The 12,166-nt window shown below is 72.8% G+C and carries 11 protein-coding genes; 5 read left to right on the top strand and 6 right to left on the bottom strand.

Annotation, left to right across the window (positions count from 1 at the left end; translation table 11 throughout):
- Positions 1-86 precede the first annotated feature (86 nt).
- The 3 genes from SPRI_RS05470 to SPRI_RS05460 all read left to right on the top strand — a co-directional run bounded on the left by SPRI_RS05470 (position 87) and on the right by SPRI_RS05460 (position 3,477).
- Positions 87-1,004 carry a CoA transferase subunit A gene (locus SPRI_RS05470; protein ID WP_050791685.1) on the top strand — a complete coding sequence of 306 codons (918 nt, stop codon included), beginning with the start codon at positions 87-89 and terminating at the stop codon, positions 1,002-1,004.
- Positions 1,005-1,057: 53 nt separating this feature from the next.
- Positions 1,058-1,828 carry a 3-oxoadipate--succinyl-CoA transferase gene (locus SPRI_RS05465; RefSeq protein ID WP_037775954.1) on the top strand — a complete coding sequence of 257 codons (771 nt, stop codon included), beginning with the start codon at positions 1,058-1,060 and terminating at the stop codon, positions 1,826-1,828.
- A 119-nt stretch (positions 1,829-1,947) separates the two neighbouring features.
- Entirely contained in the window at positions 1,948-3,477 is a 1,530-nt protein-coding gene (locus SPRI_RS05460; protein WP_005309195.1) for a 3-hydroxyacyl-CoA dehydrogenase, read from the top strand.
- 88 nt (positions 3,478-3,565) lie between these two features.
- On the opposite strand, the gene SPRI_RS05455 is transcribed toward SPRI_RS05460, so the two are convergent.
- The 6 genes from SPRI_RS05455 to SPRI_RS05430 form a co-directional block, all read right to left on the bottom strand.
- Entirely contained in the window at positions 3,566-4,072 is a 507-nt protein-coding gene (locus SPRI_RS05455) for a hypothetical protein (protein ID WP_158685135.1), read from the bottom strand.
- Positions 4,073-4,274: 202 nt separating this feature from the next.
- Positions 4,275-5,546, bottom strand: coding sequence for an ROK family protein (locus SPRI_RS05450; protein WP_053556733.1), 1,272 nt, complete (start codon positions 5,544-5,546; stop codon positions 4,275-4,277).
- A 160-nt stretch (positions 5,547-5,706) separates the two neighbouring features.
- Positions 5,707-7,152 carry an FAD-dependent oxidoreductase gene (locus SPRI_RS05445; protein ID WP_053556732.1) on the bottom strand — a complete coding sequence of 482 codons (1,446 nt, stop codon included), beginning with the start codon at positions 7,150-7,152 and terminating at the stop codon, positions 5,707-5,709.
- Entirely contained in the window at positions 7,149-8,336 is a 1,188-nt protein-coding gene (locus SPRI_RS05440; RefSeq protein WP_005309192.1) for an MAB_1171c family putative transporter, read from the bottom strand. The genes SPRI_RS05445 and SPRI_RS05440 overlap by 4 nt, the downstream gene beginning before the upstream one ends.
- Positions 8,337-8,339: 3 nt before the next feature.
- Complete coding sequence (locus SPRI_RS05435; RefSeq protein ID WP_005309191.1) at positions 8,340-8,870, bottom strand: hypothetical protein; 531 nt, start codon at positions 8,868-8,870, stop codon at positions 8,340-8,342.
- 78 nt (positions 8,871-8,948) lie between these two features.
- Complete coding sequence (locus SPRI_RS05430) at positions 8,949-9,596, bottom strand: helix-turn-helix domain-containing protein (RefSeq protein ID WP_037773223.1); 648 nt, start codon at positions 9,594-9,596, stop codon at positions 8,949-8,951.
- A gap of 249 nt (positions 9,597-9,845) precedes the next feature.
- On the opposite strand from SPRI_RS05430, the gene SPRI_RS05425 reads away from it, so the two are divergent.
- Positions 9,846-10,931, top strand: a complete 1,086-nt coding sequence (locus tag SPRI_RS05425; protein ID WP_078535467.1) for a helix-turn-helix domain-containing protein — start codon at positions 9,846-9,848, stop codon at positions 10,929-10,931.
- A 420-nt stretch (positions 10,932-11,351) separates the two neighbouring features.
- Entirely contained in the window at positions 11,352-12,053 is a 702-nt protein-coding gene (locus SPRI_RS05420) for a class I SAM-dependent methyltransferase (RefSeq protein WP_037773221.1), read from the top strand.
- The last annotated feature ends 113 nt before the right edge of the window (positions 12,054-12,166 follow it).

The raw sequence follows: 12,166 nt of genomic DNA, 5'->3' as shown, positions 1-12,166 counted from the left end.
ATTTCTCCTGGCGTCTCAATGCGACCTTAATTTGGTATTGGACAGTAATCAATGGTCCTGGCAGCGTGTGCGCCGTGGACAAGACCATGACGATGAAGGACGCGATCGCCTCGTACGTGCACGACGGCGACACGGTGTCCCTCGAAGGCTTCACCCATCTCATCCCGACGGCCGCCGGCCACGAGATCATCCGCCAGGGCCGCAGGAACCTCACGGTGGTGCGGATGACGGCGGACATCGTGGTGGACCAGCTGCTCGCGGGCGGCTGCGTCACCAAGCTGGTCTCCTCCTTCGTCGGCAACTCCTCCGCCGGTTCGCTCGGAGAGCTGCGGCGGCGCATCGAGGCCGCCGACCCCGAGCCGCTGGAGTTCGAGGAGTACAGCCACTACGGGATGATCTGCCGCTACATCGCCGGGGCCCAGCGCCTGCCCTTCCACCCGCTGCGCTCCTACGCCGGAAGCGACCTGCCCTCGGTCAACCCCGGCATCCGCAAGGTGACTTCGCCCTACCCCGGCCCGGACGGAGCCCCGGAGGAGATCTACGTGGTCCCGCCGGTCAACCCGGACGTGACCATCGTCCACGCACAGCGCGCGGACCGCTCCGGCAACACGCAGGTCTGGGGCCTCACCGGGGTCCAGGCGGAGGCGGTCTACGCCGCGAAGAAGGCCGTCGTGGTGGTGGAGGAGATCGTCGAGGACGAGGTGGTGCGCTCCGACCCCAACCGGACGGTCATCCCCTCGCACGCGGTCCACGCCGTCGTCGCCTGCCCCCGCGGCGCCCACCCGTCCTTCGCACAGGGCTACTACGACCGGGACAACGCCTTCTACCGGTCCTGGTCGCACATCAGCAAGGACCCGGCCCGGCTGCGCGACTGGATGGCCGAGTGGGTGTACGGCACCCGCGACCACGCCGAGTACGTCGCCAAGCAGGGCGAGGGGTTCTGGGCGGGGCTGGCGGTGGGCGAGGCGATGAGCCTGCCCGTGAACTACGGACGACGGCTGTGACCGCGCCGCCCGGCCAAGGACCCGACGACGGACCGAACGACGGAGAGAAGAAGATGACAGCCGCCGGCACCGCGACCTCCTCGGAGCTCCTCTCCGTCGTCGCGTCCCGTGAACTCGCCGGGAGGCGGACCGTGTTCGCCGGGATCGGCCTGCCCACCCTGGCCGCCTCGCTCGCCCACCTCACCGTCGCGCCCCAGCTCGAGATCGTCTACGAGTCCGGGGTCTGCGGCGCCCACCCCTCGCACCTGCCGGAGACGATCGCCGACGCGGTCCTCATCACCGGCGCCGAGGCCGTCCTGTCCATGGCCACCCTCTTCGGCTCCGTGCTCCAGGGCGGGCACATCGACGTCGGCTTCCTCGGCGCCGCCCAGATCGACCGCCACGGCAACCTCAACTCCTCCGTCATCGGCGACTGGGACAGGCCGAAGGTCCGCCTCCCCGGCTCGGGCGGAGCCATGGAGGTCATGGCCAACTCGGGCGAGGTGTTCGTGGTGATGCGCCGCCACGACCCCCGTTCGTTCATGGCCGACCTGGACTTCTGCACCTCGCCGGGGCCCGACCGGGCGCTCGCCGACGGCATCACGCCGCGCGGTGCGGGAGTCACCCGCGTCATCACCGATCTGGGCATCCTCGCCCGCGAGGGCGTGGGGGAGGAGCTGCGGCTGGTCGCGGTGCACCCGGGCGTCACCGTCGACCGGGTCCGGGCGGCCACCGGCTGGGACCTCCAGGTCGCCGACGAGGTCACCACCGTCGAACCGCCCACCGCGGCCGAACTGCGCCTGCTCCGTGAGGACGTCGACCCCGGCCGCGTCTATCTGCGCTGAGCCACTGTCACGCCGCAGCGGCGGGCCGCACCGACAACAGCCGCGCCGGCGCGCGGACCTGCCGCCACACACCTGTGGCCCACGCGCCGCACACGAGGAACAAGGGACGAGGGAACCGCATGCGCATCAGGGTCGTCGGGGCCGGGGTCATGGGCCGGGGGATCGCCCAGTGGGCCGTGACCGCCGGACACACCGTCGAACTGGCCGACGCCCGGCCCGAGGCCGTGGACGAGGCCGTCGGGTTCGTCAGCGGGATGCTCGGCCGCGCCGTCGAGAAGGGGCGCACCTCTGCCGAGGACGCCGCCGCAGCGGTGGAACGGCTGGTGCCGCTGCGCTCCCCGCTCGCTCCCGGCGACGGCGTCGACCTCGTCGTGGAGGCGGTGCTGGAGGATCTGGCGGTCAAGACGGAGCTCTTCACCGGCCTGGAGAAGGTGCTGCCCGCGTCGGCGGTCCTCGCGACCAACACCTCCTCGCTGTCCGTCACCCGGATCGCGGCCGGGCTGACCGACCCGTCGCGGCTGGCGGGGCTGCACTTCTTCAACCCCGTACCGCTGATGAGGATCGCCGAAGTGGTCCCCGGCGCCGCCACCCGCCCCGGCGTGGTGCCGTTCCTCGTCGACCTCGTCGAGAAGAGCGGGCACCGCGCGGTCGTCGTCGCCGACACCCCGGGTTTCCTCGTCAACCACGCGGGGCGGGGCCTGATCACCGAGGCGCTGGCCCTGCTGGAGGAGGACGTCGCCGACGCGGCCGGCATCGACCGGATCGCCCGTGACGTACTCGGGCTGCGCATGGGCCCCTTCGAGCTCACCGACCTCACGGGGCTCGACGTCACCGCCTCCGTCATCGACACCGTCTGGCAGGGGTTCCGCCACTCGGAGCGCCTCCGTCCGTCGTACCTCACACCGAACCGGGTGGCCGCCGGGCTGCACGGCCGCAAGACCGGCCGCGGCTTCTACGAGCACGGTCCCGGGGCGCCGGTCGCCCCCGCGGAGCCGCCGGTCACCGGCGACGCCGCCCGGCCGGTCCATGTCCCCGGCGACGCACCGGACGCGCAGGAAGTACGCCGCGTCCTGCGGGCCGAAGGGGCCGTACTCGACGAGGGGGCACGGCCGGGCGACCGGTGCGTGGTGCTCGTGCCCGTGTGGGGCACGACCGTCGCCGAGGCCGTCGCAGAACTCGGCCTGCCCGCGGGGCGCACGCTGGGTGTCGACCCGCTCTCCCTGGGCGCGCGCCGGCGGGTGCTCGCCATGACACCGGCCTCGGACCCGAACGCGGTACGCGACGCACGTGCCGTGCTTGCGCGTTCCGGGGAGGCCGCCGTGCCCGTGTCCGTCGTGCGTGACACCGCCGGATCGGTCGCTCAGCGGCTGCTCGCGTCCATGGTCTCGGTCGCGGCGTCGATCGCCGAGCGCGCGATCGCCGCGCCCGCCGACATCGATCTCGCGGTCACCGCCGGGCTCGGTTACCCGCACGGCCCGCTCGCCTGGGGCGACCGGATCGGGGCGGCCAGGATGCTCGCGCTGCACCGTGCCCTGTACGGGACGACGGGTGATCCGCGCTACCGGCCGACGCGGTGGGTCACCGAACGGGCCCGGCTCGGCCTGCCCCTGACGGAAGCGGGGGCACCGCCGCCGCACGCCGCGAGGTGACGCGGACGGGGCGCCGACCTGCTTCACCCCGCCAGGGGCGACGGCTGCCCGTCGGTCGTGCCGCCTTGCCCGTGAAGAGGCAGGCCCGTCAGCAGCCCATCGGTGTGCCGTCCAGACTCGACTCCACGCTGACGACGAACGCGCCCGGGGTGTCGAAGAAGATGCGCAGCAGCACCGGACCGCCTTCGATGTCCTTCGCGTAACACACGTCGGCCGGGCCCAGGGGCACACCCGCGCCGCCGTCGGGCGGTTCGACGGACCAGCCGTCCTCGCCGGCCGCCGCACGATAGTGGTCCATGACCGACTGCCGGCTCGCACCCCAGTCGTACTGCCACGTCACGGCCAGCCAGGCCTCCCCGCTGTCGTCCAGGCACTCGGACTCCGCCTCCTCCCACCCCCGCGAAGGACGTGCGCCGGGCGGCGGCATGTCGAAGACGCGCAGGGAGGCGACCTGCTCGGTCCTCGCCGCGGCGTCGGCACAGTCACCGGCGTCGAACTCCCGGGCGACCAGGGCGAGCAGACCCGCGCCCGTGGCGGCCGACAGGACCAGGGCCAGGCCGATCATTCGCCACGGTGACCGTCTCGTGGCTGTCATGTCGTCCATGTCGTCCCTTCGCGCGGGCGGGCAGGGCAGCCGGGGCCCGGCAGTGGTCTCCCCGTCGCCCTCGGGCTCATCCCGCACCGCGGCCGGACCGGCCCGCCGGGGTCAGCGATCATGGAAGAGGATCCGACCGGGCGGACCGAGCGAGGCGGAACCGGTCGTCGAACCGCTGCGCCGGGCCGAGGCAGGCGTCCCGTCACGCCGACGGGCGCGGCGCGTACGCCACCGGGTCGGCCAGGACGTCCTGTACGACGAGGGCCGCCGCCCCCCGGGCGGCGTCCGCCGCCGGCGAGGACGCCCGCAGCCGGGCGCTCGTCGGGGACCACAGGCCGGAGACCACGCGGGCCTCCAGCTCCGCGCCCGTCGGCGGGCCCAGCCATGGCATCAGGGGGCGGTAGACGCCGCCCAGCACCACCGCGTCCGGGTCGAAGAGGTTCACCGCGCCGGACAGCGCGCGCCCCAGCGCCCTGCCCGCCCCGGCCAGCGCCGCGAGCGCCGCGTCGTCGCCCGCACGGGCACGGTGCTCCAGCTCCGCCATGCCCGCCGCTCCTGCGCGTTCGTCGAGACCGGCCGCGCGCAGCAGCGCCGCCTGGCCGGCGTACTGCTCCAGACAGCCGCGCGACCCGCACCGGCACAGCGGGCCGTCGTCCGAGACGGAGACATGGCCGATCTCGCCGGCGAACCCGTTCGCCCCGCGCAGCAGTTCGCCGTCCAGCACCAGCGCGCCGCCGACACCGATCTCGCCCGTCAGGTACAGGAAGCTGCGCACGTCGCCGAGGCCGCCGAACCACAGCTCGGCGAGCGCGGCGAGGTTCGCCTCGTTCTCGGAGCGCACCGGCAGCGCGGGCGGCCCCGGCAGCAGCGCGGCGAGGGCCTCGGCGAACGGGGCCTCCGCCGGCACGGAGGTCCAGCCGAGGTTGGGCGCCTGGAGCACCGAGCCGCCGGAGATCAGGCCCGGCAGGGCCAGCTCCGCGCCGACCGGCCGCAGTTCCTGCTCGGTCGCCGACGCCAGCGCGCGGGCCGCGATCCGGGCGGCGCGGCCGAAGACCTCGGCCGGCGCGGCGCCCCGGTTGTCGAGATGCTCCACGAGCCGCACCCGGTCGGTGCCGGCGAGGTCGACGACGCACACCGCGACGTAGTCGACGTTGATCTCGACGCCGATGCCCGCGAGGCCGGTGCGCGCGACCTTGAGCACCGTGCCCGGCCGGCCCGCCTGGCCGCTGAACGTCTTGCCCGACTCGGACAGGAAGCCGCTCTCGATCAGCTGCTCGACCAGTGAGGAGACGGCGGCACGGGTCAGCCCCACGCGGGCCGCGACACCGGCGCGGGTGGCCTCGACCTGGTCGCGGACCGTCCGCAGGACCAGGCTGAGGTTGTGCCGGCGCACGGTCTCGCGGTCGGCCTTCGGCTCCATCGGAGTCCGGCCGCCCGTCCCGGCGCGGGTGCTGCCTGAGTGATTGCCGTTCATATTGCCGCTGAGCCTAGGCGATGCCTGTGACGTGCCATGCGCCGATCCCCGCCGCGCAGGCGCCGGTCCCCGGCGGGGTCCGGCTTCCGGGGTTCGCCGCCCGCTCGCCGGGTCCGGCGTCCGTCGCGTCCGCGCCGCCCGCGCGCCGTCCCCGCCGGGTTCAGGCGTCCGCCGGGTCCGCCTCCCGCTCCCCGCGCGGTTCCTTCGCGATGCGCAGCTCGTCGTCGCTCAGCGGTGGCCCGGTCAGCGGCTTCAGCGCGGGGCCGCGCAGCACCGCGAGCGCGATCTCCGGCTTCAGCAGCGAACTCGTCGGCGCGGACAGAGTCATCACGTCGAACAGGGCCTTGGCGACGAGCGGCCGTCCCGTCGCCGTGAGCATCAGCCGGTCGACGTAGTGCCTGAGCACCTTCGCCCCGGCGCCGGGGTCCTTGCCGATCGCCCCGGGGTAGAGGATGTCCTGTCCGGTGGCCAGGTCCCAGGCCGTGCCGACCGGCCCGGCGAGCGAGCGCTGCACGCGGCGGGCGAGCCCGGGGGAGCCCATGCCGTGCAGGGCCAGTGCCCGCCGCAGCGCGACGACGCCCTGGGCCGCGACCGACATTCCGTGCCCGTAGACGGGGTTGTAGGTGGCGACCGAGTCGCCGACGGCGACGAAGCCCTCCGGCCAGTCGCCCAGCTTCTCGTAGAAGCGCCTGCGGTTGACGGTGCTGCGTGAGACGACGACGTCGGTCAGGGGCTCGGCACGGGAGATGAGCTCGGCGACGACGGGGTGGCGGACGGAACGCGCGAAGTCCTCGAACTCGTCGGCGGCGTTCGTCGGCTGCCCCCCGCGCGTGCCGGACAGCGTCACCAGCCACCGGCCGCCCTCGATGGGCACGATCGTGGCCGTGCAGCCCGGTCTGGGCTCGCGGGCGTCGGCCTGCACATTGACGACCGGGTACTCCTCCGAGCCCGCGGGGGCGCGGAAGATCCTGCTGGCGTAGGCGAGCCCGGAGTCGACCTTCTCCTCACGGACCTCGCCGACGCCCAGCGCCCGCAGCCACTCGGGGGCCCGGGACCCCCGGCCACCGGCGTCGACGACCAGGTCGGCGGGGAGCACCCGCTCGCCCGCCTCCTCGCCCCGCACCCGTACGCCGTGGACACGGCCCGCGCCGCCCTCGAGGCCCAGCAGCTCGGTCCGCCTGAGGACGGTGACGCGGGGGCTCGCGAGCACCTCGTCCCGTACGACCCAGTCGAGCAGGTCCCGGCTGCAGGCGATGAGGAACTGCATCTCGGGGAAGCGGCGGAACCAGCCCTGCGCCGACATCGACACCAGCCCGGTGGGCAGCGGGATGCGGCGGGCGCCGGCGGCGAGCCAGCGGTCCGTGGTGCCCGGCAGCAGCGACTCCATCGCCCGTGCCCCGCCCGACCACAGCAGGTGCGCGTGGTGCGCCTGGGGGAGGCTCCTGCGCGAGAGCGGCCCCTCCGGCAGGACGTCGCGCTCGACGACGGTGACCTCCTCGGCGTACTCACGAAGGACACCGGCCGCCAGCATGCCGGCCAGGCCGCCGCCGATCACCACGGCTCTGCGGTGTTTGTTCCTGCTGGTTCTCACGGGATCGCTGCTCATAGGGTGCCGCTCTCTGACCTGGCCGCACGCATGCGCGCTGCTGCGACGACGGGTGAATGACGCAGCGCGAGGGACATGCGCACGAGATCGCGCGGTCCCGTGGCTGCGACGGAGGTGTAGGCCTCTGCCGACCTGACTATCCGCCCCTCGGGGTCGGCGGCGCGGGCCCGCAGTGCCGCGGCGACCATCGCCGCGTCCGCGATCGCGTCCGCCTCCCGGGGGCCGGCCCCTTCGGCGAGAGCCCGGTCGTAGGCCTCCGTCCGCAGGACGCGGTCGAAGTACGGGTCGAGCTGGAGCATGCCGTCGTGGATGTCGGACTCCCGCTGGGTCACCCGCAGTTCGACCGGTGAGAGCCACGAGATCCGCACGGAGGGGCTGTGGTCGGGAGCGGCGGAACGCAGTTCGCGCCACAGGGTTCCGAGCCGCCGGTAGGCGGCCCAGGCGTGCCAGCTGTCGGACAGCCGCTGGCCCGCGAGCGGAAGTACGAAGCCGACGGCGCTCAGCAGCGCGCCGACCGAGGCGAGCGGCGGCGCGGCGAGCGTGGACAGGTGGTCCCAGTCGTGTCCGGCCCAGCGGGCGCCCACGGCGGCCGACTTGGTGACACCGTAGGCGAGGTTGAACAGCGATCCGACGACGATGATCACCAACCCGCCGCGGAGCCAGCCGCGGACCTTCAGCGACCAGCGCCAGCACAGGACGGTCATGCCCACGGCCGCGACGCTGTGCGCGGCCAGGTACAGCGCGATCATCTCGCGCATGTACGGCGTCCTGGCGTAGTACGTGTCCAGGTCCCGCAGCCGTTCCACCGGGGCGTCGCCCAGGGCGAAGAGCACGACGAGCGCCACGACGACGACGCTGTACGCGCCCATCCAGCGCAGGGAGATCCGGCGGGTCTCCTCGGGCGGTCCGCCGCGCCAGTTGACGAGGAGGACCAGGCAGGACGCGCTGAACGCGGACAGGATGCAGTAGACCAGCGGGGCCGAGATGTTGGGCACGCCGGTGATGCGGTTGACCTCGGCGATGGTGGGCGGCGCGGCGAAGAAGAACGTGGACGCGCCCAGGACGAGCAAGGCGCAGACGGACCGGAGCAGCGGGTCGCGCCAGTCGCGCCGCATTCCCGGGATTTTGAACGCGAGTGCGATTCCGAGGGCGGCCGCGGGGATGTAGTAGTCCGGTCCGTTCACGCCTCAGCCCTGTGGCCCGCGGTATCCCAGCGACGCCTCGATGCGGCCGGCCAGGCCGTCACGCCGGACCGGACCCCTTCCGTTCGAACCGGCCAGCCACGCACGGCACTTGCTGCCGAGCAGCAGACCGAAGCTCTCCGCCTCGTTCTCCTCGGCCTGGTCGAAGCGGGTGCGGGCGGCGACCTTGAGGACGGTCGCCTGGAGGTCGGCCTCGTCGGACAGCAGCCGTGCGGCGACGGCGGCGCCCTCGACGTGGTGGCTGCAGTGTCCGGCCTTCATGTGCCACAGCTCATGGCCGAGAATCACCAGCTGGTGGTCGGGAGCGGTGCGCTCCTCGATCACCACGAGGTCCTGCTCGGCCATGTCGAGCCACAGCCCGCTCGCGGTGCCCGGCGGGAAGGACGCCATGCGGTAACGCACTGGCCTGCCACGGCGTTTGCTCATGCCGCGGCACAGGGCGGAGTAGAGGTCTGCGGGTTCTGCCGGTGCGGGCAGATCGATCCCGCCGACCAGCTCGCCGCACAGCCGGCGCATCTCTTTGCCTATGCTCACCGCTCTCCCCTCCCCGTCAGATCCTGTTGAGACACGTACAAATCCAAGCCTGTCCGGAAATCAGGGCTCCGTGGGGGCGTCAGGCGCCGGTTTCACGCTCTCCAGAAGCATGTCGAGCCATTCGGTCACCTTGTCCCGGTGCTTGTCGGTGGGGAGTTGGGCCGCGCGCCAGGCGATGCCGCGCACGCCGTGGTCCTGGAGCAGCCGCTCCAGCGGGTCGCCGTCACCCGCGTAGTCCTGGAGCAGGCTCTGCTCCGTGCGCTGGAGGGCGCTGTCGAGCGCGTCGGCGTCGTCGGCGGTCAGGAAGCCGGCGTGCACCTTGAAGAAGCGCTGGATCGCGTCACAATGCTCCATCGTCGGCCGGCGGTCGCCGTTGATGAGCGCCCCCGCCTGCTGGCGCGACATCCCCGCGCCGTCGGCGATCTCCTGCTGGGTGTACCGGCGGCCGTTGGGCTTGAGCCGGGTGCGTCGCAGCAGGTCGAAGCGTTGCAGGAAACGTGCCTGGAGGTCCGGTTCGCCGGCCGGCCGCCCGTCGAGGAGGGCCCGTACGACGTCGGTGGGAACCCCCGACGCCTCGGACAGCTTCTGGACGTCGAAGACCTCGCTGTGGCTCATTCCGAGCTTGTCCGCAAGTTCGGCGACCCGGGCAACCGATGCCGCCAGAGGGCCTGTGGCCGTCGGACCCGGAACCGAGAAGCCGTCTGTCACCAGTAGGTCTCCTAGATCACGCGAGGTAGCCCCGCATCCTATGGGGCTGCCGGAAGTTAACCCTATTCAGGTCATGGCAGCCAAGGTCTTGCCACAGCTGTGGCGCGAATTGAGCGCTCAGCGGCGTGGAATGCCACGATAGTTGACATCCCCTTGTTCGCGGTAGCAGGATCGCCACGCGGTGTGAAGATCCAAAGGGCGCTGTCGCAGCAGGACTTGCGGCCGGCTCCGAGAAGGGTGGCGTTCTCGATGACACATGAGGTGGGCGTCGAACGCCGGGGTGTCCACGGACGCCTCAGCCCCGTCGGCGCCGCGCGGGCCACGGCCCGTACGAAGCGACTCGGGGACGCCCTCAAGCGACGCCGTGAGGAACTGGGCCTGAGCCTCGAGGAGGTCGCGGCACGCCTCGGCATCACCGCCTACACCTACGCCACGTGGGAACGCACCCCGGGCCGGCAGTGGCCGGAGGACACGCTCTGCGCCCTGATCGACGCCCTGGAGCTCAACGACCAGCAGGGCGGGCGGCTGCTGCGCCTCGCCGTCGACCGGGACGCACCCGCGCAGTACGACTCCTTCGGCGGGGAGACGCCCGTCAGGCCGTCAGGGCCGGTGCCGCCCTCACGCCCGGCGCGCCGCCCCGCACCCTCCGGCCCCGCGGCGCCCGTCCCGCCGCCGGTGCCCGTACGTCCGCCGGAGCCCTCGCCGCAGCCGCCGTCGCGGCCGGAAGGGCCCTCGGACCCCGAGACGCTTGCCTATCTCCGGGACTACGCCACGATGATGGACGCGGTGCCGCTGCCTTCCGTGCTCTTCGACCGGCACTGGGACGTCGCCCACACCAACCCCGCGTTCGATGCCCTCTTCCGTGGCATCGGACCCCACCCCACCGCCATGCCGGACCGCAACTTCCTGCGGTTCGTGCTCTTCCACCCCGACGCGCGCACCGTGCTGGGCGAGCACGAGACGAGCTGGTGCCTGCCGTTGATGGCACAACTGGCGGCGGCCCTCGACAAGCACGGCGACGACGATGTGCTTCAAGCCATTCGTGACGACATCGCCGACGACCCGATCATGGACGCCGCCTACCGGTGCGGGCTGCCGCACTGGATGAGCGCCGTGGGCGCGCTCGCGATCCACCACGACGGAGCGGTACGGCCGGTGAACCACCCCGACCCGCGCTGGGGCCGCACCCAGTGCCGGATCATCGACGAGACACCGACGACCCTGCGCGACAAGGAGTACACCCGGATGACGCTGGTCCTCCGGGAGAACCAGTCGAGCGCGGTGCCCGGCGTACGCCGCGGCAAGACCCACCTGCGGGCCGTCTCCGGCGGCTGACCTGAGCCCGGGGCCGTGCCGGTCCCGGCGCGGCCTCCGCGGTCGGCAGCGAGGCCCGGTTCCGGACCTTCCGTGCTCGGCACCGAGGCCCGGCTCCGGACCTTCCGTGCTCGGCACCGAGGCCCGGCTCCGGACCCTCCGCGCTCAGCACTGACGCACCTCCATGGCCGGTTCCGGACCCTCCGCGCTCGGCACTGACGCACCTCCATGGCCGTCGTCGGAGGCACGTACGCGTAGCCGGCGAGTCCCGCAGCCACGTACCTCTGCTGCGGGAACGAGCAGCCCGGCTCGCCGCCGGCGCTGCCCGCCGGGCTGCTGCCCGCCCGTCGCCGCGGCTCCCGCAAGCGCCTCCCCCCGCGGGTTCGCCTCCCCTCCTATGGTGGGAATCAGGTGCGGTCCCACCGCGGAGGAGTGGTCAGCATGACGGGCACGGCTGAACGTGTGACGCGGGTCCGCGAGGTGCGTCGCCGACTCACGCGGGAGGGGCCGCCGCGGACGCGAGGCCGCGAGCAAGACTTCGAGACCGTCACGTTGCCCGAGCGGCACTGCGACCAGTTGCGCGATCTGATGATCTCCGAGGGAGCGGAGAAGGTTGTCGAGGTCGGTCTCGCCTACGCCGGCTCCGCGCTCGCCATCGGTGAGGCGCTGGCAGCCGTCGACCGTCCGCGTGCCCGGCACGTCATCATCGACCCGTTCCAGGAACGCGAGTACTCCAACGCCGGCTGGGACCTGCTGCGCGCCGCGGGGCTGGACTCGATCGCCACGCTCATGCTCACGCCTTCGTCGATCGCGCTCCCTCGGCTCCTGACCGAAGGCTTCATCGCCGACGCGGCCTTCGTGGACGGCAGTCACCGGTTCCACGAAGTCTTCGTCGACCTCTACTTCTTGCGCAAGATCGTCCGACCCGGGGGCCTGATCGTCATCGACGACGACTGGTGGCCGTCCGTGCACACGGCCGTGCAGTACTACGAGCGGAACCTGGGATGGACGGTGATCCCCGAGGCCTTCCCCGGCGAGGCGATCGGCGTCGGACCTCAGGACGAACGGGAGACCCGGTGCAAGGCCTACCGCTTGCCCGACCCTTCGTTCGAACCATCGTTCCAGGACTTCCGCGCGTTCTGATCCGACCAAGGGCAGAAGACGCGCACCGGAGCGACAGGCCGCGCTTCCACTCTCGGACACCACGTCGGCCGAGACCGAAAAGCTGTGGACACGCTCTCGGCACCGGGCGAGCA

Source organism: Streptomyces pristinaespiralis, assembly GCF_001278075.1.
Lineage (GTDB): Bacteria > Actinomycetota > Actinomycetes > Streptomycetales > Streptomycetaceae > Streptomyces > Streptomyces pristinaespiralis.
The sequence above is the reverse complement of the archived record's forward strand: the minus strand, read 5'-3'. Positions and strand labels throughout refer to the sequence as shown.